Origin of the sequence: Neobacillus bataviensis LMG 21833, from assembly GCF_000307875.1 — a bacterium.
Taxonomy (GTDB): domain Bacteria; phylum Bacillota; class Bacilli; order Bacillales; family Cytobacillaceae; genus Neobacillus; species Neobacillus bataviensis.
Window position 1 is genome coordinate 38,283 of sequence record NZ_AJLS01000038.1, and the last position, 25,491, is coordinate 63,773.

The 25,491-nt window shown below is 37.5% G+C and carries 24 protein-coding genes; 22 read left to right on the forward strand and 2 right to left on the reverse strand.

The window, feature by feature from the left end:
• The first annotated feature begins 85 nt into the window (after positions 1 to 85).
• The 4 genes from BABA_RS05250 to BABA_RS05265 all read left to right on the forward strand — a co-directional run bounded on the left by BABA_RS05250 (position 86) and on the right by BABA_RS05265 (position 3,242).
• Positions 86 to 559, forward strand: coding sequence for a CBO0543 family protein (locus tag BABA_RS05250; RefSeq protein WP_235749590.1), 474 nt, complete (start codon positions 86 to 88; stop codon positions 557 to 559).
• Between the two features lie 14 nt (positions 560 to 573).
• A complete protein-coding gene (locus BABA_RS05255; protein ID WP_007084099.1) occupies positions 574 to 1,059 on the forward strand; it encodes a hypothetical protein in 486 nt (161 codons plus the stop codon).
• 191 nt (positions 1,060 to 1,250) lie between these two features.
• Positions 1,251 to 1,874, forward strand: coding sequence for a sporulation-specific diadenylate cyclase CdaS (gene cdaS / locus BABA_RS05260; protein ID WP_007084100.1), 624 nt, complete (start codon positions 1,251 to 1,253; stop codon positions 1,872 to 1,874).
• Between the two features lie 42 nt (positions 1,875 to 1,916).
• Positions 1,917 to 3,242: a glycosyl hydrolase family 18 protein gene (locus BABA_RS05265; protein ID WP_007084101.1), complete on the forward strand. Its 1,326-nt coding sequence runs from the start codon at positions 1,917 to 1,919 to the stop codon at positions 3,240 to 3,242.
• Between the two features lie 185 nt (positions 3,243 to 3,427).
• Here the strand turns inward: BABA_RS05265 and lspA are convergent, their stop codons facing one another.
• Complete coding sequence (lspA, locus tag BABA_RS05270; RefSeq protein ID WP_007084102.1) at positions 3,428 to 3,865, reverse strand: signal peptidase II; 438 nt, start codon at positions 3,863 to 3,865, stop codon at positions 3,428 to 3,430.
• 774 nt (positions 3,866 to 4,639) lie between these two features.
• On the opposite strand from lspA, the gene rpiA reads away from it, so the two are divergent.
• From rpiA to BABA_RS05320, 10 genes are all read left to right on the forward strand, one after another.
• Positions 4,640 to 5,311 (forward strand): ribose-5-phosphate isomerase RpiA, encoded by a 672-nt coding sequence (gene rpiA / locus BABA_RS05275; protein WP_007084103.1) that lies wholly within the window; start codon positions 4,640 to 4,642, stop codon positions 5,309 to 5,311.
• Between the two features lie 267 nt (positions 5,312 to 5,578).
• A complete protein-coding gene (locus BABA_RS05280) occupies positions 5,579 to 6,076 on the forward strand; it encodes a hypothetical protein (protein WP_007084104.1) in 498 nt (165 codons plus the stop codon).
• A 42-nt stretch (positions 6,077 to 6,118) separates the two neighbouring features.
• On the forward strand, positions 6,119 to 6,439 hold the full coding sequence (locus BABA_RS05285) for a winged helix-turn-helix transcriptional regulator (RefSeq protein ID WP_040345375.1): 321 nt from the start codon (positions 6,119 to 6,121) through the stop codon (positions 6,437 to 6,439).
• A 297-nt stretch (positions 6,440 to 6,736) separates the two neighbouring features.
• The gene (locus tag BABA_RS05290; RefSeq protein ID WP_007084106.1) at positions 6,737 to 6,871 is read left to right on the forward strand and encodes a BA3454 family stress response protein; all 135 of its coding nucleotides are present in this window, start codon (positions 6,737 to 6,739) and stop codon (positions 6,869 to 6,871) included.
• A gap of 41 nt (positions 6,872 to 6,912) precedes the next feature.
• Positions 6,913 to 7,860: a class II fructose-bisphosphatase gene (gene glpX, locus BABA_RS05295; RefSeq protein ID WP_007084107.1), complete on the forward strand. Its 948-nt coding sequence runs from the start codon at positions 6,913 to 6,915 to the stop codon at positions 7,858 to 7,860.
• Positions 7,861 to 7,904: 44 nt separating this feature from the next.
• Positions 7,905 to 9,407 carry a glucose-6-phosphate dehydrogenase gene (zwf, locus tag BABA_RS05300; protein WP_007084108.1) on the forward strand — a complete coding sequence of 501 codons (1,503 nt, stop codon included), beginning with the start codon at positions 7,905 to 7,907 and terminating at the stop codon, positions 9,405 to 9,407.
• Positions 9,408 to 9,435: 28 nt separating this feature from the next.
• Positions 9,436 to 11,430, forward strand: coding sequence for a transketolase (tkt, locus tag BABA_RS05305; protein ID WP_007084109.1), 1,995 nt, complete (start codon positions 9,436 to 9,438; stop codon positions 11,428 to 11,430).
• Positions 11,431 to 11,479: 49 nt separating this feature from the next.
• The gene (gene gnd, locus BABA_RS05310; protein WP_007084110.1) at positions 11,480 to 12,373 is read left to right on the forward strand and encodes a phosphogluconate dehydrogenase (NAD(+)-dependent, decarboxylating); all 894 of its coding nucleotides are present in this window, start codon (positions 11,480 to 11,482) and stop codon (positions 12,371 to 12,373) included.
• Positions 12,374 to 12,404: 31 nt separating this feature from the next.
• Complete coding sequence (gene fsa, locus BABA_RS05315) at positions 12,405 to 13,073, forward strand: fructose-6-phosphate aldolase (RefSeq protein WP_007084111.1); 669 nt, start codon at positions 12,405 to 12,407, stop codon at positions 13,071 to 13,073.
• Between the two features lie 100 nt (positions 13,074 to 13,173).
• Positions 13,174 to 14,511, forward strand: coding sequence for a glucose-6-phosphate isomerase (locus BABA_RS05320; RefSeq protein WP_007084112.1), 1,338 nt, complete (start codon positions 13,174 to 13,176; stop codon positions 14,509 to 14,511).
• Between the two features lie 67 nt (positions 14,512 to 14,578).
• Here BABA_RS05320 and BABA_RS05325 read toward each other — a convergent pair whose 3' ends face one another.
• Entirely contained in the window at positions 14,579 to 15,355 is a 777-nt protein-coding gene (locus tag BABA_RS05325) for an IclR family transcriptional regulator (protein WP_007084113.1), read from the reverse strand.
• A gap of 219 nt (positions 15,356 to 15,574) precedes the next feature.
• Between BABA_RS05325 and BABA_RS05330 the strand changes: the two genes are divergently transcribed.
• The 8 genes from BABA_RS05330 to BABA_RS05365 all read left to right on the forward strand — a co-directional run bounded on the left by BABA_RS05330 (position 15,575) and on the right by BABA_RS05365 (position 25,427).
• Positions 15,575 to 16,738 (forward strand): Gfo/Idh/MocA family protein, encoded by a 1,164-nt coding sequence (locus tag BABA_RS05330; RefSeq protein ID WP_007084114.1) that lies wholly within the window; start codon positions 15,575 to 15,577, stop codon positions 16,736 to 16,738.
• A 117-nt stretch (positions 16,739 to 16,855) separates the two neighbouring features.
• Positions 16,856 to 18,052 (forward strand): MFS transporter, encoded by a 1,197-nt coding sequence (locus BABA_RS05335; protein ID WP_007084115.1) that lies wholly within the window; start codon positions 16,856 to 16,858, stop codon positions 18,050 to 18,052.
• Between the two features lie 37 nt (positions 18,053 to 18,089).
• A complete protein-coding gene (locus BABA_RS05340) occupies positions 18,090 to 18,482 on the forward strand; it encodes a VOC family protein (protein WP_007084116.1) in 393 nt (130 codons plus the stop codon).
• A gap of 61 nt (positions 18,483 to 18,543) precedes the next feature.
• Positions 18,544 to 18,831: a putative quinol monooxygenase gene (locus BABA_RS05345; protein WP_007084117.1), complete on the forward strand. Its 288-nt coding sequence runs from the start codon at positions 18,544 to 18,546 to the stop codon at positions 18,829 to 18,831.
• 50 nt (positions 18,832 to 18,881) lie between these two features.
• Positions 18,882 to 19,856 carry a Gfo/Idh/MocA family protein gene (locus BABA_RS05350; RefSeq protein ID WP_007084118.1) on the forward strand — a complete coding sequence of 325 codons (975 nt, stop codon included), beginning with the start codon at positions 18,882 to 18,884 and terminating at the stop codon, positions 19,854 to 19,856.
• A 332-nt stretch (positions 19,857 to 20,188) separates the two neighbouring features.
• The gene (locus tag BABA_RS05355) at positions 20,189 to 22,945 is read left to right on the forward strand and encodes a response regulator (RefSeq protein WP_007084119.1); all 2,757 of its coding nucleotides are present in this window, start codon (positions 20,189 to 20,191) and stop codon (positions 22,943 to 22,945) included.
• Between the two features lie 51 nt (positions 22,946 to 22,996).
• Positions 22,997 to 23,809: a CheR family methyltransferase gene (locus tag BABA_RS05360; protein WP_051186009.1), complete on the forward strand. Its 813-nt coding sequence runs from the start codon at positions 22,997 to 22,999 to the stop codon at positions 23,807 to 23,809.
• A complete protein-coding gene (locus BABA_RS05365) occupies positions 23,775 to 25,427 on the forward strand; it encodes a response regulator (protein ID WP_007084121.1) in 1,653 nt (550 codons plus the stop codon). Before BABA_RS05360 ends, BABA_RS05365 begins: the two co-directional genes overlap by 35 nt.
• Positions 25,428 to 25,491: the final 64 nt, after the last annotated feature.

Genomic DNA, 25,491 nt, shown 5'->3' on the forward strand with positions numbered 1-25,491 from the left:
ATTCAGAACAGGTATAAATACTTTTTTAATGGAAATTTTAAAAAATAATAATACTAAAAAAGGATGATACCTAATGGAGAAAAAGTTGTTAAATTTACTTACTGGATTGTGTGTAGTTGCCCTGCCATTTCTATTTAGAGGTTCAAAAATGAGAGAAAACCTTGTTATTTTTTTCTCGAAAGGGGTTCTTGCGACTCTAGTTGATGCTTATGTTGTCGGAACCAAAAAGATTGAATATCCAGTTCGTCCTTTAGGTAAAATTTTTAAAACTAACATTATTTATGACATGTTGTTTTTTCCTATTTTAAGTGTCATTTGGGTGAAAATGTCCTATAACGACAATTTTGGAAAAATCTTATTGAAAAGTTTGGTGTTTAGTGTTCCGATGAGTATCGGTCAGTGGTATTTTGAAAAGAATTCTAGATTATTTAAATGGAAAAAGTGGTCACCATTCCATACATTCGCTAGTGTGAATTTTACATTATTTACGATCAGAGGTTTTGTGGGATTAATAAAAAAATTAGATAAAATAAAGGGTAATCAAAATATAACCGAATAATAAAGGTTGATATTATGAATAAAACGTATAAGTTAGAAGCAATTCTTTGGAGTATTGCCTTTCCAGGTTTTGGTCAATTATTAAATGGTCACCTTGTAAAAGGAGTTTTGTTTATCCTTTTAGAATTCATCATTAATGTAAACAGTTTATTTAATCAAGCGATCATGTTTAGTTTTCTTGGGAAGATAGATGAGGCTGCCGGAGTGGTTGATTACCAATGGCTTATGTTTTATCCATGTGTTTATATGTTTGCCATGTATGATGCCTATAAATTTGCGGAGGGTGAGAATCCTCGATTATCGTTTGTCCCATTTGCTTTTGGAGCCTATTTTGTCACAGTAGGTCTTATGTATTCACCAAAGATATTTTTTGGTATATCATTTGGTCCTATTTGGCTTCCAATATTGTCTTTGATACCTGGGTTAGGAATTGGATTTATCATTCGTTATATATTAATAAAAATTACTTCTAAAACCAATTATCGTGGGAGACATTCTTAATTTCAAAAGAGCCTATCTGCATGGGCTTTTTTTTTGAGGCACATTAGCGGGGTTGTTAGTTTTTGATTATCATCCAAACGAGAAAGGGCATGTTATTAATGTAAAGAAGAATGTGGTCTAGCAGATTGCGTGGAAAGAATTGTTCTATTCAATAGGTTTAAAAGGATAAAACAGTTGTTGGAGGGAAACAGATGGACAGTCAAAATTGCGATTTTTCACCAATGAAGCAGAATTTAGCAGATGGAATTCAACACCTAATCCAACTGCTCCAAATAAATCTAAATGTACTCGATAACGAAAACTATTGTGTTTTGGGAAGTCTAGAGGATGTTAAAGAACATCTAAATTCTATTGAATCAATGGCGGCCACTTTTTATTTAAATTGTTATTTGTCATCGTACACTGACACATATGAGGATTTAACCGCTACAGCTCAGCATCTATCAAAACGTAAACATGGTGGGCTGATTGTAATTGAACGAAGTGACTCTCTTGACAACGTTATCCAAGAAGGAACAACTATCGGTGCAAAGGTAACACCAAAATTATTAGAATCCATTTTTTATCCGGGTAACCCTCTGCATGATGGGGCAGTATTAATTAGAGGAAACGAAGTTTATTCAGCGGCTAATATTCTTCCATTAACGAAGATGATTACAGAAAAAAAACTTGGAACACGCCACCGTGCTGCTATAGGTGTATCAGAACAAAGTGATGCTCTTGCATTGGTTGTTTCTGAAGAAACAGGTAAAATTTCATTTGCCCTAAACGGAAAATTATATCCGATTAACACGACACAACAAATTGTGTTCTAAGGTATCTAAAAGGATTAGGAAAAACCTTTCAGGAGGATCTTTATGGCCAAGAATTTATTGATATTGATCATTGCAGCTTATATGGTAGTAATGACTCCTATATTGACTTATGCTCAAGTCATTCATGAAGTGAGGTCAGGAGATAGCCTTACCAAAATATCAAAACAATACAAAATTGACAGAGCTGAACTTTCTAAACTAAATGGTTTAGCTAAGAATAGCCAATTAGTCCTTGGCCAGGCGATGTTGATACCCGGTTCAACCTATTTTGTGCAGGCGGGTGACAGTATATGGGCCATTGCTAATCGTCACGCCATTAGTGAAGAAACATTAATGAGACAAAATCATTTAAAGAGTCGTGTCATTGCGCCCGGTCAGAAATTAAGCATTCCTAGCCCTCCAAAAATGAATGTTTGGACCGGAACCTATTTTGTTCCAAAAGATAAGAATGCCAATGCTTGGATGCTTAACAATTATAAAAAGACCCTTTCAAGTATTTTCGTGTTTGAGTATCGTTCCGATGAACAAGGAAATATCATTGAAACACCTGAAAACCAGGCACATAAGATTGCTTGGAAAGAGAACCTCTCACCATATGCTACAATTACAAATTTAAGTGAAAAAGGGTTTGACCCAAATCTTACTCATCGATTAATAAGTACGCCATGGTTAAGGAAAAAGCTGGTTAACAATATTTATTCCCTTTTAGATAGTCATGATTACAAAGGGATTGTCGTGGATTTTGAACAAGTGAAAACGCAAGATCGGGAAAATCTCAATCTGTTTATTAAAGAATTAGCTGCAAAGCTTCATCCAACAGGAATGGAAGTTATGATGGCCGTTCCGCCAAAAGAAGGGGATCGGATGCCATCCTATTCCACAGCTTATGATTACAGAACGCTAGGAAAATACCTGGATAAAATGTTTTTGATGACTTATGATTGGCATTGGCCTGGAGGTCCTTCCGGTCCAATTGCTCCAATTGACAGAGTCAAAGCCACCCTGGATTATGCTGTCTCAGTTGTTGATAGATCGAAGCTGATGCTGGGAATTCCACAATATGCGTATGATTGGGTAATAGGAAGTAATAAGCGTTCCGGCTCAGCTTATTCAACCCAACATGCCATTGATTTATATACTGGATATCAAAGCCCGGTTCACTATGATGAAAATGCTGCTGCCCCATCGTTTCGTTATGTTGATAATAAAGGAAAGTTACATGAAGTGTGGTTTGAAGACCCACGAAGCCTGCTTGTTAAACTCCGTGTTATTCGACAATATGGATTAGCGGGGATGGGCTGCTGGCACCTTGGTCTAACTATGCCTCAGACCGAGGAAATGATCCTAGATGAATTCAATGTGCAGTAAAACACCTTATTTGCATTAGTATCACAAAAGAAAAAGGCTAAATTTGGGGATCTGTCCCCCGCTGCGGTAAAGCGGCGTGGGGATGACCCTAATTATGGTTCCTTTTTTTAGAAAATAATCAACCTTTTTAATAAAAACAAGGGTGATACATATATAACAATGCTTGATATCCAATTCTAGAGAATCTAGCGCACTTTTTTCAGCCAGCTAACGACTCCATAAATAATTAGCAGGAACACACCCATCTCAAGGGCATGGTCGGCCAAGTTAAGAACTCCACCGGAGCGAATAATAAAATCGGTCACCTGCCCAAACAAAAGCCGATCAACGCCATTTCCAATTGCTCCTCCGACAAGAAATCCGAAGCTGCTATCAATCAGAGTACCCTTCATTTCTCCTGTTCTGCGTAAATAGAAAACACCAATCACGAACAACACAGCCGCAATGCCGAAGAGCCGTCCATAGCCTTGAAATAAACTTCCAGCCATCCCGCTATTTTCGATATGTGTGAGCTTCATTCCCCATAATGTAAATACTTGGTCAATGTCAATGTAGGTACGAATCAGATATTTAGAAAGCTGATCAGCCATAATAACAAGGATTGCAATTACATAAAATAGCATATATAGCCCTTCTTTCTTGCAGAATTATCAAAAAGCAGCATAAAACCCCTAGCTTTTATGGGGATACTCATTTACATCCCTACTCATCAGTATAATTGAACGCATAGAAAAAACATCAAAAACGTTCTTACTTGGATCAATACCCATCTGCAGGCAGGGATCGTTTTATGAAAAAAAAGTCGAGTGATTTTTGACATTATTTTTATCAATTTCCCGGGAAAAACCAAATGGGAGAAGGATTTAAACCAGATCCAATCAAACGTTTAGTTAATACGGAAATATGGGAATACCTGTCGAAGAGTGTAATATTAGCTTAAAAGGCCTGTTTTTCTCCATGGTTCGCACATAAAAGTAAAAAGAAGAGCTTATTTTCGACAGTATTTTATTCGAATTCATGGGTAAAACCCTTAATTTATAAGCGATTGATTAGGTTTTAAACAAACATTTGATTAGTATTTTAAAAACTAACCAATTGTTTGATTGAAAACGTAATAATCTTTGAAAATAATGAGTTTCTCTTCAAACAACTGCTAAAAAATTGTTGAAATATAGAAAATCCATACAAGTAATTAGTGCATAAAAAATTGAATACCTTTAATTCGAAGTAATTTACTTGACGACGATTATTTTAAGAAATAATATAGTTACGAAAAGTAACTTTAAATATAAAGCTACTTAAATAAAGAAAAGTTATGATTCGTGTAATAAACAAAAATTTTTTTATATGTATAACATATGAAGGAATTGACTACATTTAATTGGAGGTAAAAATCCATGAATGATAAAAAAGTGGTTGGAGAAAAGGCTGTAGAATACGTGAAAGATGGTATGGTAGTTGGACTTGGAACGGGGTCTACTGTATTTCATACCATTTCTAAGCTTGGAAAATTGGTTGAAGAGGGACTGTCTATAAAAGGGATTCCAACTTCAAAACAAACGGAGAAATTGGCAAAAGAAGTAGGAATTCCACTTGTTATGTTTAATGAAATAGAACAAATTGATTTAGCAATCGATGGTGCAGATGAAGTTGATGATGATTTTAATCTCATAAAAGGAGGGGGAGGTGCCCTTTTAAGAGAGAAAATTATCGCAAAAGCAGCCAAATCTTTTATCGTTATAGCCGACCCGCACAAAAGGGTGAATAAATTAGGGGCGTTCCCACTTCCAGTAGAAGTGGTGCCTTTTGGATTTGAAATGACGATGAAACATATCCAAGATCTTGGATGTAGCCCACACCTAAGGCAAAACAATGGGATCCCATTTTTAACTGATAATGGTAACTATATTTTTGATTGCCATTTCCCGAAAATAAGCCAACCTGGTGAACTCGAGAAAAACTTGAATCTGATCCCGGGTGTTGTCGAAAATGGACTCTTTGTTGGAATGGCTGATAAAGTCATTACCTTGAATAGAGAAAAGACCATTATCATTAATGGAAGAGTATAAGATATTGACATAATGCAGAAAAGGGATTACAATTATCTTGTATTCAAGATATTTAAATTCGAGGTAATATAGGGGCGGTTAAATGGAAGGAAAATGCAGACCCAATCACCATATTAACTCATCAACCGACTTTATGAAGGAATAATAGAAAATATGGGCGGAAATTAATTGTTACTCTTTTTTTTGCCAATAAGGTTACTTTTTATACACATGTTACTTTTTGTTTAAAAATAATTATTTAAAAAAATATAAAGTGAGGTCTTTAAAATGAACTTGTTAGAATCAAAGGTTATCCAAACCAAGTTTGAAAAGGAAATATTTATTGACGAAATTTCAAACATTGAACTTAGCGGTTTTCAATATCCAAATAAGAATTTTTCCTATTATGAAATGATGATTGGCGTAGATTTATTGCGGATACGGAATAATGAATTTTATGGAACGAAAAAAAGTTACTTTGGTTTGAAAATTACAGAGGATTTACAATCTATCGTTATATTTGAACCGGATCTACAAAGCATCTTTGCAGTTAAAAATGAACAGGAAAAGCAGGCTGCAATCGAACTAATTGATTATTTATTAATTGAATCTCCAAAATTCAAGGAATTAGTACGGCACATGATCTATAATAATAAACAAGCAAACGTAGTTAGTGATATGGAAATCCAGGAACATAATGCAAAACTTTCAGTGTTAGAAGGATTATTAAACGTTGGTAATCTAGATGTAAAAATGGCTGTACAAACGAAAAATATAGCTTGTTGATCATTTTTACTGATTCCAATAAAAAGGAGAGCGAGATATTTGATAGAAGAACAGGCAGAACTTTGTCCGGAGATTGAAAAATCCTTTGAATTAATTGGGAAAAGATGGACAGGGTTGATTATTTATGTGTTATTTAGTGGTCCAAAACGGTTTAGTGAAATTCATACGTTGATCCCTGATTTAAGTAAGCGAGTGCTAACGGAGAGAATGAAGGAATTGGAAGGGCATGGGATAGTATTACGGCATGTAATTCCTGAAAGGCCAATAAGAACAGAATACCTATTAACAAAAAAAGGAAATGAGTTAGCGAAAATTCTTGGACCTATTAGTCAGTGGGCAATAAAATGGATGAAGGTTAAATAAAGTGAGGCCAATAATACAATCTTTTGGGATTTTTACTTCCCGATTTAAACACGAACACTACTATGTTTTTCTAGTTCACAAATTAGACACAAATATCTTGACGAACTAATAAAAAAGTTTTATTATGGTTACGTAAAGTTACCTAGGAACAAAAATACTAAAGCATATTTTGGTATTGAGTAGGCAATAGGGGCTTTTCTTTTTCAATAATATCTTGAATTCGAGAATTATGAATTGGATGCAACGTAAACAGATATAGGAATAAATATAAAAAGTTGTCGAAAGGAGAGGCAGGACATGATCGAAGTAACTGTCACAGTTTCATTTAAAGGGAAAAATTATAAAACAAATGTCATTGCTAAAAAAGGTATAACCAATAAAGCAATTAAGAATATTGCCGAAAAACAGGTGTTAAAACAATGGAGTGAATAAATAGTCAAATTAAAAATCTAATAACGAAGGGGGAATATAAGATGGACAGAAATTTTTCAATGGAACTTGTTCGAGTCACTGAAGCCGCGGCTTTAGCTGCTGGACGATGGATGGGTAGAGGGAAAAAAGACGAAGCAGATGAAGCAGCAACGCAGGCAATGAGAGACATGTTTAATTCCATTCATATGAGAGGTACCGTTGTTATTGGTGAAGGTGAGATGGACGAGGCCCCTATGTTATATATTGGTGAACAACTAGGCATAGGTGATGGACCTAAAGTAGATATTGCTGTTGACCCATTAGAGGGAACCAATATTGTTGCTGCAGGAACATGGAATGCACTTGCTACTATAGCAGTCGCAGAGCATGGAAATCTATTACACGCACCAGACATGTATATGGAAAAAATCGCTGTAGGTCCTGAATCTGTAGGGAAAATTGATATTAATGCACCAGTCATAGACAATCTAACAGCAGTCGCAAAGGCAAAAAATAAAAATATTGAAGACCTAGTTGTGGCTATTTTAGATCGTGAACGACATAAAAAAGTGATTCAGGAAATTCGTGATTCTGGAGCAAGAATTAAACTTATGCAAGACGGTGATGTGGCAGCTGCCATAAATACAGCATTTGAAAATACGGGTGTTGATATAATGCTTGGTTCAGGTGGCGCCCCTGAAGGTGTATTGGCTGCCACCGCATTGAAAAGCTTGGGAGGAGAATTCCAAGGTAAGCTTCTTCCACACACAGAAGAGGAAAAAATTCGTTTAAAGAAAATGGGCATTAACGACTTTAATAAAGTTTTATTAATGGATGACATTGTGAAAGGCGATGATGCTTATTTTGTAGCAACAGGTGTAACAAATGGTGAACTTCTGAGAGGTGTCCAATATAAAGGGAATGTTGGGACAACACATTCTGTAGTTATCCGTGCTAAAACTGGGACAGTTCGGTTTATCGAGGGACAACATGGTTTAAACAAGAAATAACAGTGAAAATAATTTGAAGAAAGCAGCAGCAAGGAGGAACGATTATGGATGGAATGACTTTCGTCTTATTTGGCGCAACAGGTGATTTAGCGAAACGGAAAATATTCCCTGCCTTATACAATTTATATCATGATCAAAAAATGCCTCAGTCCATTTCAATTATTGGTCTAGGTAGACGTGAAATGTCCGATAGTAAGTTTCAAAATCATGTTGAGCAATCAATCAAGACATTTTCAAGGCGCGTTGTGGATAATCGTGACAAAATGGATGCTTTTCTTGGTGCATTTCGTTACCAGACTCTAGATGCAGCAAACGTGGATGACTATGGGAAGCTTTTAAATCTCGTTCAACAACGTGAAAGTGAACTAAATATTCCGGAAAATCGGATGTTCTACCTATCTGTTGGGCCGTCTTTCTTTGAGACAATCGCTTTGAATATTAAAGAAAGTGGATTAGGTTCTACAAAAGGTTGGAAACGCCTTATCATTGAAAAACCATTTGGAAGAGATTTAGAGTCAGCCCGGGAGCTAAATGCAAACTTAAGTAAAGCTTTTGAAGAGGATGAAATCTATCGAATTGATCATTACCTAGGTAAGTCAATGATTCAAAATTTGGGAGATTTACAATTTTTAAATCCTGTCATTCAAACCTTATTGAACAATCAGCATATTGCTAATGTCCAAATTACGGCAAGTGAAACAGTTGGGGTTGAGGAACGCGCAGGATATTATGATCAATCTGGTGCCATTCGCGACATGGTCCAAAATCATATGCTGCAAATCTTGATGATGACAGCCATGCATATGCCAAAGAAAATCAGCCCGAAGGAAATTCGAAATGAAAAGAAGAAAGTGATCGAATCTGTTCGCCGCATAAAGAAAGAAGATGTAATCCTAAATGTTGTTCGTGGCCAATATCGTTCAGGCGAGATAGTGGGGCAGCCAGCTGTAAGTTATCGAAATGAACCGGGAATTGAAGCTTCCTCCCAAAATGATACCTTTGTGGCAGCAAGACTTTGGATTGATAATCCATTTTGGCAAGGGGTACCATTCTATATTCGAACAGGAAAAAGAATGGCTGAAAAATCTACACGGATTGTCATTGAATTCAAAAATGCAGGTCATAAGGGTTCGGCAAAAAAAGTGGCATCCAATCTTTTGATTATCGAGATTGGTCCAAATGAAAATGTATCCTTACAACTAAACAGCAGGAATCCTAGAAATGGAAAAGTAGAACCTGTGAAGATTGGTTTTTCAACTGAACAAAAAGAAGTACCTGAAGCATATGAACGGTTGATATTTGATGCCATTCGCGGGGATTCTACGTTCTTTGCTCATTGGAAAGAGGTAGAATTGTCATGGGAATGGGTACAACCCATTCTTGAGGCCTTTAAAGGAAATCTCTTACCCCTTCATTTATATCCAGCAGGTTCCAACGGCCCTTCGGCAGCACATCGACTGCTTGAAGAGGACGGATTCAAATGGTGGCTGGATGATGAAAAGGTACAAGATTTAAGTCAGCCCGTTCAAGAATTAGTGGCACAATAAGAAAGTTCTCGAGGAGGAAGTCTATTTTATGAATAAAGCAATTGAAACATTAGCTGTGAATACAATTCGTACTTTATCAATCGATGCCATCAACCGTGCAAACTCTGGTCATCCAGGCTTGCCAATGGGAGCAGCACCAATGGCCTATGCACTTTGGGCAAATCATTTATCACATAATCCCAATCATTCAAACTGGTTCAATCGTGATCGCTTCGTATTATCTGCAGGTCATGGTTCTAGTATGTTATATAGCTTGCTCCATCTTAGCGGCTATGATGTCTCTATCGAAGATTTAAAAGGCTTCCGTAAATTAAACAGCAAAACACCAGGCCATCCTGAATTTGGTCATACAGATGGTGTCGATGTCACGACCGGCCCATTGGGACAAGGGATTGGCAATGCTGTAGGGATGGCAATGGCTGAAGCTCATTTAGCTGCGAAATTTAATAATGATGCTTACCCAGTGGTTGACCACTATACGTACACATTAGTTGGCGATGGCGATTTATCAGAAGGTATTTCCTATGAAGCCATGTCAATGGCTGGCCATATGAAACTAGGGAAGTTAATTGCTTTATATGATTCCAACGATATTTCACTGGATGGGGAATTAAATCTTTCTTTCTCTGAAGATATTAAAAAAAGAGCGGAATCGCTTCATTGGCAATATCTTCGAGTAGAAGATGGAAATAATGTCGAAGAAATCACAAAAGCTATTGCAGAAGCGAAATTAAATCAAGAGCAGCCAACATTAATCGAAATTAGGACGATTATTGGTTTTGGCAGCCCTAAAGTTGCTGGAACGAATAAGGCACATGGTAATCCACTTGGTGCCGAGGAAGCGAAAGAAACGAAAAAGGTGTATGGCTGGGAGTACGAAGAAGATTTTTATGTCCCAGAAGAAGTAAAAGTCCACTTTGAAGCACTGAAACAAAATGGAGTACAAGCTGAAAATAAATGGGATGAATTGTTCAAAGCCTATAAAGAAAAGTATCCTCAACTTGCAAGTGAACTTGAGGATGCAATTGAAGGAAAAGTATTGATCGATGTAAAAGATATCTTAACTTTTAATCCTGAAAAAACTGTTTCAACACGTGTTGCTAGTGGTGAAGCCATCAATCATTTTGTGAAATTGGTTCCTGCTATTTTTGGAGGAAGTGCAGACCTTTCTCACTCTACTATGACTGATATCAAAGGGGAAACAGCTTATGCTGTTGAATCTTTTGCCGGCAGAAATGTATACTTTGGCGTTCGTGAACATGCAATGGGAGCGGCTGGTAACGGAATGGCGCTTCACGGCGGCGTGAAGCCATTTGTAAGTACCTTCTTTGTTTTTAATGATTACTTACGTCCATCGATTCGTCTGGCAGCCCTGCAAAAACTGCCTGTGACATATGTATTTACACATGATTCTATCGCTGTTGGTGAAGACGGCCCGACACATGAACCAATTGAACAGTTGACTGCCCTTCGTGCCATTCCTGGTCTTACAGTTATCCGTCCATCGGATGCAAATGAAACAGCGAGTGCTTGGGCATATGCACTTCAAAACACAGATGGTCCGGTAGCGCTGATACTTAGCCGTCAAAATTTACCGGTATTTAACGAGACAAAAGCAAATATCGAAGACTTGTCAAAAGGCGCTTATGTGTTGGCAGAAACCAATGAAAATCCAGATGTTATCTTAATCGCAACTGGCTCTGAAGTAGCATTGGCTTTAAATGCAAAAACAGAACTTGAAAAAGAACAGGTATCCGTTCGTGTAGTTGCAATGCCAAGTTGGGAACTTTTTAATCGCCAATCTGACCAATATAAAGAGTTTGTGCTTCCATCAACCATTAAAAAACGAGTGGCAATTGAAATGGGGATCTCTCTTGGTTGGGAGCGCTATGTAGGACAAGAAGGAAAAATAATCTCTATTGAGACATTCGGCGCATCTGGAACAGGAGCGGCTGTCATGGCGTTATTTGGATTTACAACTGAAAATGTTGTTCAAACAACCAAAGGACTATTAAATTCTTAAAAGTGAAACATACTATTTTATGTAAAGATACATTTGAGGAGGAAGAAAAATGCAAGTTGGATTAATTGGATTAGGTAAAATGGGGCTAAATCTAGGTAAAAACTTAATTGACCATAAGCATCAAGTTGCAGCATATGATTTAAATCCAAATGCTGTAGAGGAAATTCAACAATATGGAGCAAAAGGTACGACTAATCTAAGTGAATTGTTCCAATCATTAGACAAACCAAGAGTAATTTGGATAATGGTACCACACACTGTTGTGGATTCTGTGCTTAGTGAAATCACACCATTTTTAGAAAAGGGAGATATTGTGATTGAAGCAGGAAACTCCCATTATAAAGAATCTATCCGTCGTTATAACCAACTAAAAGAGATAGGGGTTAGCTATATGGACGCTGGAACATCTGGCGGAATGGCAGGTGCTCGTAATGGTGCAAACTATATGGTAGGCGGGGATCCGGAAGCCTGGGCGGTTGTCGAACCTATTTTCCGTGATACAGCTGTAGAAAATGGATATATTTTTACAGGTAAGGCAGGGGGAGGGCATTTCCTTAAAATGGTTCATAATGGAATTGAGTATGGCATGATGGCTGCAATAGGTGAAGGATTTGAGGTATTAGAAAAAAGTGAATTTGATTACGACTATGAGAAAGTAGCCCGAGTATGGAATAACGGTTCTGTTATTCGCTCATGGTTAATGGAATTAACCGAAAAGGCATTCTCTAAAGATGGAAAACTGGATGAAATCAAAGGTATCATGCATTCTTCCGGTGAAGGGAAATGGACAGTTGAAACGGCTCTAGATCTTCAAGTCGCAGCTCCAATAATCACCATGTCCTTGTTAATGCGCAATCGTTCCTTAGAAAATGATACATTTACCGGAAAAGTTGTCGCTGCTCTTCGCAATGAGTTTGGCGGACATGCTGTAGAAAAGAACTAAAAACTATTATTAAAAATGGGGGAATATGATCATGAAGTTTTTTATCGATACTGCAAACTTAGTGGATATTAAGAAAGCATATAAAATGGGTGTATTATCTGGTGTAACAACAAATCCATCGTTAGTTGCTAAAGAAGGTGTGAAATTTGAAGACCGGATTGAGGAAATTCTCCAAGCTGTACCTGAAGTAGAATCTGTATCTGCGGAAGTATCACCATATGCTGAGACAGCTGAACAAATGATTGCAGAAGCTGAGGAACTTATCAAAATTAATGGCGGGGATGAAAAAGTCACTATTAAAGTGCCAATGACGGTAGCAGGATTGGAAACTACCCGTTATCTTGCCAAAAAAGGCGTGAAAGTCAATGTGACATTGATCTTCACCGTGAACCAAGCGCTATTAGCAGCCCGCGCAGGTGCAAGCTATGTTTCACCATTCTTAGGCCGCCTTGATGATATTTCTGAAGATGGTGTCCTTTTAGTAAGTAAGATCGCAGACTTGTTCCGTATTCATAACTTAGATGCGCAAATTATTGCTGCATCCGTCCGCCACCCTGACCATGTAACGCGTGTAGCGATGGCAGGTGCTCATATTGCTACAATCCCTTACAGTGTCATTGAGCAACTTACTAAACACCCATTAACAGACCAAGGCATTGAAAAATTCGCAGCGGATTGGGCAAAAGCACCTAAAAACTAAGTTATATTTTTAGCGTATCCAGCTTTAGATAGTTCATTAGAGATCAATCGGCTAATCCCCGATTGATCCGCATCATAAGATGATATTAGGAGGATCTACAATGACTATTTCTTTTGATTATTCAAACGCGTTATCATTCATGCAACAAAATGAAGTTGATTATTTAGATGAATTCGTGAAAGTTGCCCATAATAGGTTACACGAAAAGAAAGGGCCAGGGTCTGATTTTCTCGGATGGGTAGATTTACCGAATAACTATGATAAAGAAGAATTTTCAAGAATAAAAAAGGCTGCTGAAAAAATTCGCAGTCATTCAGAGGCCTTAGTTGTAATTGGGATCGGTGGCTCATACTTAGGGGCAAGAGCTGCCATTGAAGCACTATCGCATACCTTCCACAATCAAATGAGTGGTACTACCCAAGTATATTTTGCAGGTAATAACATTAGTTCTACATATATTACACATTTACTTGAATTATTAGAAGGGAAAGACATTTCGATAAATGTGATTTCAAAATCAGGAACAACAACCGAACCAGCTGTTGCCTTTCGTATTTTCCGTGACTACATGGAGAAGAAATACGGGAAAGAAGAAATGAAGAACCGCATTTTTATTACAACAGATAAAGAAAGAGGAGCCCTTAAAACATTGGCAGACGCTGAAGGGTATGAAACATTTGTTATTCCTGATGATGTCGGTGGAAGATATTCCGTTTTAACAGCCGTAGGTCTTTTACCAATTGCGACAGCTGGTCTTGATATTGATCAAATGATGGAAGGTGCAAAAGCAGCTGCTAAAAAATACAATAACCCAGAGCTTTCAACAAATGAAAGTTATCAATACGCAGCCGTACGCAATGCTCTTTATCGTAAAGGAAAAACAATAGAACTTTTAGTCAACTATGAACCATCTCTTCATTATGTATCCGAATGGTGGAAACAATTAAATGGTGAGAGTGAAGGGAAAGATCAAAAAGGACTATTTCCTGCTTCTGTTGATTTTTCAACTGATTTACACTCGATGGGACAATATGTACAAGAGGGTCGACGTGACTTAATTGAAACTGTTCTTCAGGTGAAGAAGCCAAAAATTGAGTTAACCATTAAAGAAGATCCAGATAATATTGATGGCTTGAACTTTCTAGCTGGGAAATCGATGGATGAAGTAAATAAAAAGGCGTTTCAAGGGACCGTCCTGGCGCATGTGGATGGCGGCGTACCAAACTTAGTCGTCGAATTGGATGAATTAAATGAATATACCTTCGGTGAAATGGTGTACTTCTTTGAAAAAGCTACGGCTATAAGCGGGCATTTGTTAGGTGTCAATCCATTTGATCAACCAGGTGTTGAGGCATATAAGAAGAATATGTTTGCCTTACTTGGAAAGCCGGGATTTGAAACAGAAAAAGAAGCTTTACTAAAACGTTTATCTAAATAACCTCAGCATGTTACGGGAGTATAACCATCCTTTTATTAGAAGAAGAACCGGGGAGACCCGGTTTTTCTTATTGTTGAATATCAAAGTGCTGGTTGATGCGTTGACAAGTTTTCAGAAGAGAAGCTGTTAACTTTTCTTCATTACCATCAAAACGAGTGGATGGCAGCGGTATGGAGACGGCGCTTAGATTTCTCATCCGATCGTAGACAACTGCACCTACCGCACAAATCCCATGGATATGCTCCTCCCTTGAAAAAGCAACGCCCTCTTTTCGGATCACTTCTAATTCCTTTAACAATTCCTCTCGATTCGTAACCGTGTTTTCAGTGTACTGTTTTAAATGTTCTGGCAATAGTTTCTCAACCTCAACTATAGGTAATGAGGCGAGTATAGCCTTTCCGTTAGCCGTGCAATGTAATGGAAAGGCTGCACCGGGTTGTGAAGTCGCTTGTAGTGGATGTGCTGCGATGATTTGATCCACAAAAAGCACTTTTCCGTTATCTAATATAGAAAGGTCGACTGTTTCATTCACTTGGTTAGATAGTTGGATTAAAAATGGTCTGATTTCCTCTCTTAGATCACTATGGACAGCAGCGGCAAGCATCGCAATCTCAGGTCCGAGACGGATACCGCCTTTTTGGGAAGCGGCTGCTACAAAATTTTCCTGTTCTAGTGCAGCAACAATTCTTTGAACCGTCGATCTGGCTAAGTTCACTTCTTTTGCAATCTGTGACAAGCTTAATCCCTTGGGATGCTCTCGGAGAATTCTCAGTATGTTAGCCGCACGAGAGATAACCTGAACACTAGAGGGTTTATTTTTATTATCCTGTTTATCGATGTTCAAAAGTTCGTGCTCCTTCCTCTTTATATAACAATTCTATCATATTTGAAATATTATTATGAGCAATGAAAATTGTGTATTACCGCGGAGTAAAGTGAAAAGAAGACATAAGTAATTGACAAAAGTTTTAACAATTCATATACTTAAATTAACCGGATTACAATACAAGTGTATCACATTGTGGTTAAATTATAGAAGATGGATTAATAGGGGGGATTAGGTATGGAGTTAGTTAAGGTTGGTGTAATTGGAATTGGAAATATGGGCAGTTCACATGTTCAATTGCTGGATAAAGGACAAATTGAAGGTGCAATGTTAACAGCAATTTGTAGTAGTAATGAAAGTCGAATTGAATGGGTGAAAAGTCATACAAAAGGAAATGTGCAAATTTTCGGGGATGAAGAGACGTTCTTTAATGAATCGGGAATTGATGCTGTTCTTATTGCAACCCCACATTATAGTCATCCGGAACTAGCCAAAAAGGCATTTGCTAAAGGAATACATGTCCTCATTGAAAAACCAGCTGGCGTCTATACAAAAAATGTTTTGGAAATGAATGAAGCAGCTAAAGTCAATGGTAAAGTATTTGGTATCATGTATAACCAAAGAGCGAATCCCCTTTATCAAAAATTACATGACCTTATTCATTCAGGAGAACTTGGTGAGATGAAACGGACCAATTGGATTGTGACTGATATTTATCGTTCACAAAGTTATTATGATTCAAGTAAATGGAGAGCTACATGGAAAGGCGAAGGTGGCGGTGTTTTATTAAATCAGGCACTTCACCATTTAGATATTTGGCAGTGGACGACAGGGTATATGCCAAACCGGATTCGGGCAACTTCTAGCGTAGGTAAGTACCATGACATTGAGGTTGAAGATGATATAACCGCATATGTCGAATATGATAATGGGGCGACGGGTGTATTTATTACTTCAACAGGAGAAGCACCAGGAACAAATCGCTTTGAGATCATAGGAGATCGTGGAAAAATCGTTGTTGAAAATGAAGAACTTACCTTCTACCAATTAACACAATCAGAACGTGAATTTAATAAGGCGTACAAGGGTGGTTTCGGTCAGCCGGAATGGAAGAAAATCGATATTCCTGTAAAAAGTGAAAATGCGAATCATCCAATGATTATTCAAAACTGGATTGATTCGATTCGTAAAGGTTCACCTTTACTTGCACCAGGAGAAGAGGGAGTAAAGGCGTTAGACATTGCAAATGCCATGTACCTATCTTCTTGGTTAAATGAAACAGTAGAATTACCCGTCGACCCAAACTATTATTTTGAAAAATTACAAGAAAAAATCAGTACTTCTACTTTTGAGAAAAAGAATGTAACAAACACACTATTAAATGTAAAGGGAACTCATTGATATTTTTAATGATTGGTTTGTCAGAATTGGAAACGAGGCTTTTGAAAGTATAAAATAGTCAGCTTAGAAAAATAGTGGACAAAATACTTTATTGTTTTGAAAAAAGGAGGCATAGAGGTGAATACATCGAAATTATGGACAAAAGAGTTTATCATCATGTCAGTATCCACTTTTTTTGGAAGTTTGACCTTTTATTTATTAATAACTACTTTAACTGTTTATGCGATGGAGGAATTTAACACTTCACAAAGCATGGCGGGCCTTGCGTCTAGTATCTTTGTAGTGGGTGCGCTAGTTTCGCGTCTTTTTGCTGGAAAATATATTGAGATCATTGGACGTAAACAGATGCTTTATGGCGGATTATTTTTATTTTTGATTATGATGTTATTATATTTTATTGTAGACAACATGAATCTATTATTATTTATTCGTTTTATTCATGGAGCAGCGTTTGGATTGTTTACCACAGTTATAGCAACAGTTATCATGGATATTATTCCGAATGAACGTCGAGGAGAAGGAATAAGCTATTTTTCATTAAGTATAACTCTTGCAATGGCAGTTGGCCCTTTCCTAGGTCTTTATATCAGCCAACAAGGAAGTTTTACGATAATATTTGTAGCTTGTACACTTTTCTCTCTCATAAGTACTATTATTTTATTATTTGTGCAGATCCCTGAAGGACACATCACAAAAGATCAGCTTGATGCAATGAAAGGCTTTAAGTTGAAAGATTTTTTCGAAATAAAGGCGGTTCCTATCGCTATCATTATTGCAATTATGGGTTTTGCTTACTCAGGTATCCTGTCATTTATGACTTCTTATGCAAAAGAAATTAATTTAATGGAGGCCGCAAGTTTCTTCTTTCTTGTATATGCTGTCTTCATCTTGATTTCAAGACCATTTACTGGACGGCTATTAGATAAAAAAGGGGATAACATTGTGATATATCCAGCGCTACTATTATTTGTGATCGGATTAATCACTCTTAGTCAAGCCAACCAAGGATTCATTCTCCTTTTAGCTGGAGCGCTAATTGGTCTTGGCTATGGAACAATGAACTCCTGCTGTCAAGCTATTGCCATAAAGGAATCACCACGGCACCGTGTCGGGCTTGCAACATCAACTTTTTTCGTGTTTATGGATTCGGGAGTAGGTGTTGGCCCTTTTCTATTAGGGTTTATCATTCCATACGTTGGTTTTCGTGGCTTGTATTTAAGCTTGGCGGTGATCGTATTTGCGAGTATTTATTTGTATTATGTACTCCATGGAAAAAAGAAACATACAGAAAACAATATCCTACACGCGATCTAGTATTTAGAAGATGCATATTATATGGGGGGATTTGAAGATGATTAAAGGGATTAATCATGTGGGATTGAAAGTAGTAGATATGGAACGGTCATTAGATTTTTATTGTCATAAACTCGGATTTAAGAAAGCGTTTGAATTGAAACAAACAAATGGTGAACCATGGATTGTATACGTGAAAGTTGCTGAAGGGTGCTTTATCGAATTGTTTTACCATGGTAGTGAGAGTGTTAAAGAAAGAGAAAATCATATTTGTTTTGAAGTAGAGGATATTCACGAAACAGCGGAAAGTTTAAAGAAAAAAGGAGTAACACTAGCAGCAGAAATTACTCAAGGGATGAGTTTAAACTACCAATTCTGGGTAGTAGACCCCGATGGGAATTGGATTGAGTTTATGGAGATGCATCCAGATTCATTGCATATGAGAAGTTAATAAAGAAGAAAAGGAAACTTAATATAATACGACACTTATAAAGTGAGAGGGAGTTTATAAAGTGATTAGAGTTGTTTGTAAAGCTAAATTAAAACCAGGTGTAAACATTGAGGAATATTTAGAAATTGCTAGGGAAGTTGTTTTAGAAACTAGAAAAGAAAAAGGGTGTATTATGTACACTCTTCATGAAGATATAAATGACCCTTCCATCCTAACCACGCTCGAAGAATGGGAGGATGAAGAGTCTATTAATCAACACAATAAAAGTAAACATATTTTAAGGATGGTTCCAGAGCTTAGAAAACTTCGAGAAAGTACAGAAATCAACCTTTATAAAGAAGTAAAATAATTTTCATAATCAGTTGTTTCTATATATAAAAGAAGGGGGAAAATATTGTCATGAAATTTGAGAAAGTTCGTTGGGGCATTATTGGATGCGGTGATGTGACGGAAGTGAAAAGTGGACCAGCATTCCAAAAAGTTAAAAATTCGGAGTTGGTTGCCGTTATGCGAAGAACCAGTGAACTAGCAAAAGACTATGCGGAGAGACATCATATTCCGAAATGGTACGATGATGCCGACGCACTTATTAACGATCCAGATGTCGATGCTGTCTATATTGCAACACCACCCAGTTCACATAAAGAATATACAATTAAAGTTGCAAGGGCAGGAAAACCTGTTTATGTAGAAAAGCCAATGGCACTCAATTTTGCTGAATGCAATGAAATGATAGCTGCTTGCAAGGCGGCTCGCGTCCCTTTATATGTTGCTTACTACCGCAGGGGGCTGCCTCGATTTGTAAAAATAAAAGAGTTGCTAGAAAACAAAGCGATCGGAGATGTTCGTTTCGTATCAACAACACAGTATCAAAAAGCTTCAGAAGATGTGTTTGACTCACAAAATCTCCCATGGAGGGTTCAACCTGAATTGTCCGGTGGCGGACTGTTTTTTGATTTAGCCAGTCATACGCTCGACTTATTAGATTTTTTACTAGGACCTATTAAAGATGTTCAAGGTTTTACTTCAAATCAAGCAGGCTATTATAGTGCGGAAGATATCGTTACAGGTACCTATCGATTTGAATCTGGAATTCACGGCGTAGGAAATTGGTGTTTTTCTGCTTTTGAAGATGTGGATGTGAACGAAATCGTCGGCAGTAAAGGGAAAATTACCTTTTCCACTTTTGGAAATGAGCCCATTATTTTGACTACCGCTAGTGGAACAGAGGAATGGAATTTTGAAGCACCGCAGCACGTTCATCAACCCCTTGTAGAAACGATTGTAGCTGACTTAACAGGAGATAGCGATCTGTGCCCAAGTACTGGAGTGACAGGTGCGAGAACAAACTGGGTTATGGGTGAAATAAGCTAGGTGACAACAAGATACATCCTTTTTTTAGCTGTTCTGCAATCAAGCAGAAGAACCGTATTCCCTTCGTTCTAAACATTGTCGCATTTATAGGGATAAAAAGGGGTCAGTACATCGTACTTGTTAAAGAGGCGATGTACTGACTCCTTTTTACTATTTTTTCAAAAAATATTCCCACTTCGTGATTTGTAAAATGTGCTATAATTTGTCGTAAAAAGATAGATTATTAGTCAAATAATTAATAGGGTCATTTTTTTAGAAAGAGTGTGAAAATTTAAAAAATAATATAGTGCATGAAGCGTTAGTGTGTAGGGGCATGGAGGGTAGGAGGCCGTATGAAATTTAGGACAAAGCTCTATGGGAGCATAGGTTCAATAGTAGTTTTAATTTCAATTTGTGTCATCATTTTAATGAATATGCTTGAACAGTCAATGGTGAATATCGATGTGGTTGTTACCGATAAATATGAACGTATCAATATGGCTTCAGCTATAAAATACGAGACAGTTAATCTTGATAGAGAGTTAAGAGAGATTATCGTCAATCAATCTAATGAAATCCCTACAGCATCCATCAATGCGTTGGAAGATTCGAATATAAATATCAACCGAGCAATAGAGTCCCTTGAACGAATCGATAATACAGACAAGACACGTGAACTAATTGCAAAATATAAAGTACTCCATGAATCCTATCTGGTTACGGCACATCAAGTCATGACCATTAAAAATATCGACCCTAAAGCTGCTATCCAACCACAAATGTTAAATGATTCGAAACTTACCGAGGAAAGAATGATTCAACTTGCTGAGCTTCTCCGTGGATTGCAAGAACAAGAGATGAAAAATGAACTTTATCGCTCACGAAGCACATACCATTGGGCTGTCTCGACGATTTATGTGTATCTTGCGCTGAGTTTGGGATTAGGAATAGGCCTCATTATTTGGATTATTCGGGGGATGACCAAGAACCTCAGACAAGTAACGACCGTAATGAAAAGTGCAGCCAATCGAACTACAGATGATCTCCCGCGGATTGAGATCTTTTCTAAAGATGAAGTTGGTGCCATCGCTGCTGCTTTTAACAAAATGGTTTCTGAGCTAGAGGCACATAGTAAACGAGAGAAACAACTAATAGATGAGGCTGAAGAGCAGAGCTGGCTTAAAACGAAAATTGCTGAAATCCTATCGATGTACCCAGAAGCTAAAGATGTGAAGATGCTTGCAAAATTGTTTATATCAAAGCTTGTACCAATGGTAGGAGCTAGTAATGGTGTGTTCTATATAAAGACGGCGGAAGGAAACGAGCTGTATTTGAAAAAAATAGCTGCATATGCCTTTTTTAATCCTGATAGGGATTTTGAATCCTTTCGGATAGGGGAAGGTCTGATTGGGCAATGTGCGCTTGAGAAAAAGCCGATCTTTTTAAATCAAGTCCCGGATAATTATATAAAAATACGTTCCGGAATGGGAGAATCTGCACCGAAAAATATATTAATATTACCGATTCAAAACGAAGCAGAAGTCCTTGCTGTTATCGAAATAGCCTCATTTGAATCATTTAGTCCATCTCAAATCAGGCTCCTGGAAGAAGTGATTCCTACCACTGGAATTACACTAAAAAGCATGTTAAATCACATGAAGGCTGAAAAGCTCTTACAAGAATCACAAAGCTTAACAGAAGAACTTCAAGCTCAATCCGAAGAACTGCAATTACAGCAAGAGGAGCTAAGGGCGATAAATGAACAACTGGAGGAGCAATATGCAGCCTCTATTGTTAAAAAGGAAGAGCTGGAGAAAGTAAAAGAAGAACTGGAAGAAAAGGCGCAACAATTAGAAATCAGTTCCCAATATAAATCGGAATTTCTTGCTAATATGTCCCATGAGCTTAGAACGCCGCTTAATAGTTTACTCATATTAGCACAGGTTCTTTCCGAAAACGGTGATAGCAATCTGACAGCAAAACAAGAGGAGTATGTTCGGACTATTTATTCTTCTGGGAATGATTTATTGCATTTAATCAATGATGTTCTCGATTTAGCAAAGGTAGAAGCAGGGAAACTAGAAGTGGTTCATAGAGAAGCAGGTTTACATGGTATAGAAGAGACTATTATAAAGCAATTTTCACCTATTGCCGAAAAGAACAATCTTCAATTTACTGTTCAAGTGCAACCCGATGTCCCATCAAGTTTTTATACGGATGAACATCGTTTACAGCAAATTTTAAAAAATCTGCTTTCAAATGCGTTTAAATTCACAGAAAGTGGCAGTGTGACACTTATGGTGCAAAAGGTATTGAAGGAAAGTTCACGTTCGCTGAGTTTAGGGAATAATCACAGGGAATCGATGTTGGCCTTTTCCGTGATTGATACAGGAATTGGAATCGCCGAAGAAAAACAAGAGACGATATTTGATGCCTTTAAACAAGCAGATGGTAAAACAAGTAGAAAGTATGGTGGAACAGGACTAGGCTTATCAATTTGCCGTGAAATTGCCTATTTATTAGGCGGGTTTATTGAGTTAACGAGTCAAGTAGGAAAGGGCAGCAACTTTACTTTATATCTGCCTCATCAAGCAAATGAACCAAATAAGGTGAAATCTTATAGTAAGGAAGCTGCGACAGCTCTTGAGGAAACGCAAGATGTACTGGAGGGTGTAAACACAATTGATGAAGATGGTCGCAGGGTAAGTCAACTCGGAAAATCATCGCTAAAAGATAAAAAGATCCTCATTGTCGATGACGATATCCGAAATGTTTATGCACTTACAATTGCGTTAGAGAAATATGAGATGAACGTCCTTGTTGCAGACAATGGCCGAGAGGGAATTGATGTCTTACATGAAAATCCAGATATAGATCTTATTTTAATGGATATTATGATGCCTGAAATGGACGGATTTGAAGCAATACGTAAAATTAGAAGTAATCATAAGTTTACTGCCTTACCGATCATTGCGCTAACAGCAAAGGCGATGAAACAAGCCCGAGAAGAATGTTTAGAGGCAGGTGCAACGGACTATATCAGTAAGCCATTAAACATTGATCAGTTATTCTCACTCATGCATGTTTGGTTGTATAGAAAGGAAGGGTAAAAGATTACGATTCAAAAAGGGGAAACTAAGCAATGTCAAACGCCAAGCCAAATGATAGAAACAATTGAAATAGATTTGCTCCTAGAAGCGATTTACCGCTATTACGGCTACGATTTTCGTAATTATGCCCGTCCCTTCATTCAGAGAAGAATTTTGCACCGTGTTCAAAAGGAGAATCTAACAAGTATATCTGCTCTACAAGAAAAAATATTACGTGATCCAATTGTCATGAAAGGTTTATTTTCTGACTTTTCTATAAACGTCACTGAAATGTTCCGCGACCCTAGCTTTTTTAAATCTCTACGAATAAATGTCGTTCCATTATTAAGAGATTATCCTGAAATTCGAATTTGGCATGTCGGTTGTTCTACTGGCGAGGAAGTGTACTCGATGGCCATTCTGTTACAAGAAGAGGGTCTATATGAAAAGACAAAAATTTATGCTACCGATTTAAACACAAGTGTGTTGGAGAGGGCGAAAAAAGGTATTTTTTCATTAGCCGATATGCAGCTATACACTAAGAATTATTTAGTAGCTGGCGGGACTAGGGCTTTTTCAGAATACTATAAGGTGGTTGCAGACCAAGTTGTATTCCACTCTGAGCTACAAAAAAATGTTGTGTTTGCTGAGCATAATCTAGTAACAGACTCTTCATTTCACGAGTTCGATCTGATTATTTGTCGAAATGTCCTAATCTATTTTAATAAGTGTTTGCAAAATGATGTCCATCAACTACTCTATGAAAGCCTAAGTTTATCAGGCTTTCTAGGGCTGGGTAAAAGAGAGGGGATTAGATTTACACGCTATGGAGACTGTTACGAAGAATTTAATGGAGCAGAAAGACTCTACCGTAAATTTAAATAGTACCACTGCTCAAAAGGTCAATATATTAATGGTGGATAATCATCCTGAAAATCTACTGGCATTGGAAGCAGTCCTCACGTCTCCAAATTATCATTTAGTTAGTGCAACATCAGGATACGCGGCGTTAAAATGTCTGCTTAAACAAGAGTGTGCTGTTATTTTACTAGACGTACAGATGCCAGGACTAAATGGCTTTGAAACAGCTAAACTGATTAAGGAAAGAGAAAAGACAAAGCATATTCCGATTATTTTTATTACGGCTATTAGTCAAGATATGGAACATGTTCAGCATGGATACTCAGTAGGGGCCATTGATTATATTTTTAAGCCATTTCACCCTGAAACATTGAAACAAAAAATAGAGAAATTTGTTGAGATCTATCAAATACACAAAGAGAGTGAGTTACAGCGTTCAGCTGAATTAAATGTAGTAAATAAAAGGTTAGATCAGACAACCTTGGATTTGCAGAGGTCAGAAGCACTAGCAAAGGTGATTAGTGACACGTTACTGGATACCATTGTTACCTTTGACGGTGAAGGGGGTATTTTATCGGTCAATCCAGCTGTAAAAACCATGTTTGGCTATCATGAGGAAGAAATAGTAGGAGAGTCTGTCAGCAATCTTTTTGTAAAAGTAATGGGGGACAATGGAAATTGCTCTCCTGATTTATTTTTTTCCTTATTCAAACCATTTATTGGCAGTGTGATGGAGTCGGTTGCGTTAAGGAAGGACGACAGCCATTTTCCTGCAGACATTCAAATTGGAGAAGCAGCAGTAGGGGGTCAACAAATTTTTGTTTGTACTATTCGCGATGTGACGGAAAGAAAGCAGATGGAAGAAGTGAAAAGGCAACAATTCAATCAGATGGAAAAAATGGTAAAGGACCGGACATTAGAGCTCGTATTAGCCAACGAGCAGCTGCAAAAGGAAATTGAGGAGCGAAATAAGATGACGGAGCATCTGTCCAGGCTGGATCGTTTGAATTTAATTGGGGAGATGGCTGCAGGAATTGCCCATGAAATTCGTAATCCGATGACAACCGTTTCTGGATTTTTGCAAGTAGCAAGAAGCGACAGTGAGGGATTACCACAAGAAATTGTTAATCTCATGTTGGATGAATTAAGCAGGGCTAATTCCATTATTACTGAATTTCTTAATTTGGCCAAAAATAAAGTAAGCTATAAAAAAATCCAAAACTTAAATACGATTATTGATGCATTATTTCCACTTATTCAAGCTGAGGCCTTACGTGCTAGGAAACAAGCTATACTCAATTTACATAAATGTCCTGATATCTCAATTGATGAAAAGGAAATTCGTCAATTAATCTTAAATATTGTGTTAAATGGGCTTGATGCCATGTCCTCTGGAGGGCAGCTGACAATAAAAACATATGTAGAGGAACAGGAAGTCATTTTGGAAATAAAAGATCAAGGAACCGGGATTAGCTCGGAGGTTTTAGAAAAAATAGGAACGCCGTTCTTCACAACAAAGGAAAATGGAACCGGGTTGGGTCTCGCAATCTGCTATAGTGTAGCAGATCGTCATCAGGCAGATATTGATATAGAAACGGGAGAAGAAGGAACCGCTTTTTTCATTCGTTTCAAAAAAATCTAGGACTAAATCAAAATAATAAGGTGCGGTTAGTGTCATGGAATATTCCTTTGGCAGCAAGCACGAA

What these genes read in the sequence shown, in the direction of transcription:
- zwf (WP_007084108.1), top strand. Translation starts at nt 7,905, where the DNA reads ATGGATGGAATGACTTTCGTCTTATTTGGCGCAACAGGTGATTTAGCG.
- glpX (WP_007084107.1), top strand. Translation starts at nt 6,913, where the DNA reads ATGGACAGAAATTTTTCAATGGAACTTGTTCGAGTCACTGAAGCCGCG.
- BABA_RS05365 (WP_007084121.1), top strand. Translation starts at nt 23,775, where the DNA reads ATGGAGCAGAAAGACTCTACCGTAAATTTAAATAGTACCACTGCTCAA.
- lspA (WP_007084102.1), bottom strand. Translation starts at nt 3,865, where the DNA reads ATGCTATTTTATGTAATTGCAATCCTTGTTATTATGGCTGATCAGCTT.
- BABA_RS05330 (WP_007084114.1), top strand. Translation starts at nt 15,575, where the DNA reads ATGGAGTTAGTTAAGGTTGGTGTAATTGGAATTGGAAATATGGGCAGT.
- BABA_RS05350 (WP_007084118.1), top strand. Translation starts at nt 18,882, where the DNA reads ATGAAATTTGAGAAAGTTCGTTGGGGCATTATTGGATGCGGTGATGTG.
- BABA_RS05355 (WP_007084119.1), top strand. Translation starts at nt 20,189, where the DNA reads ATGAAATTTAGGACAAAGCTCTATGGGAGCATAGGTTCAATAGTAGTT.
- BABA_RS05265 (WP_007084101.1), top strand. Translation starts at nt 1,917, where the DNA reads ATGGCCAAGAATTTATTGATATTGATCATTGCAGCTTATATGGTAGTA.
- gnd (WP_007084110.1), top strand. Translation starts at nt 11,480, where the DNA reads ATGCAAGTTGGATTAATTGGATTAGGTAAAATGGGGCTAAATCTAGGT.
- BABA_RS05340 (WP_007084116.1), top strand. Translation starts at nt 18,090, where the DNA reads ATGATTAAAGGGATTAATCATGTGGGATTGAAAGTAGTAGATATGGAA.
- BABA_RS05280 (WP_007084104.1), top strand. Translation starts at nt 5,579, where the DNA reads ATGAACTTGTTAGAATCAAAGGTTATCCAAACCAAGTTTGAAAAGGAA.
- BABA_RS05360 (WP_051186009.1), top strand. Translation starts at nt 22,997, where the DNA reads ATGATAGAAACAATTGAAATAGATTTGCTCCTAGAAGCGATTTACCGC.
- tkt (WP_007084109.1), top strand. Translation starts at nt 9,436, where the DNA reads ATGAATAAAGCAATTGAAACATTAGCTGTGAATACAATTCGTACTTTA.
- cdaS (WP_007084100.1), top strand. Translation starts at nt 1,251, where the DNA reads ATGGACAGTCAAAATTGCGATTTTTCACCAATGAAGCAGAATTTAGCA.
- BABA_RS05320 (WP_007084112.1), top strand. Translation starts at nt 13,174, where the DNA reads ATGACTATTTCTTTTGATTATTCAAACGCGTTATCATTCATGCAACAA.
- BABA_RS05255 (WP_007084099.1), top strand. Translation starts at nt 574, where the DNA reads ATGAATAAAACGTATAAGTTAGAAGCAATTCTTTGGAGTATTGCCTTT.
- fsa (WP_007084111.1), top strand. Translation starts at nt 12,405, where the DNA reads ATGAAGTTTTTTATCGATACTGCAAACTTAGTGGATATTAAGAAAGCA.
- rpiA (WP_007084103.1), top strand. Translation starts at nt 4,640, where the DNA reads ATGAATGATAAAAAAGTGGTTGGAGAAAAGGCTGTAGAATACGTGAAA.
- BABA_RS05290 (WP_007084106.1), top strand. Translation starts at nt 6,737, where the DNA reads ATGATCGAAGTAACTGTCACAGTTTCATTTAAAGGGAAAAATTATAAA.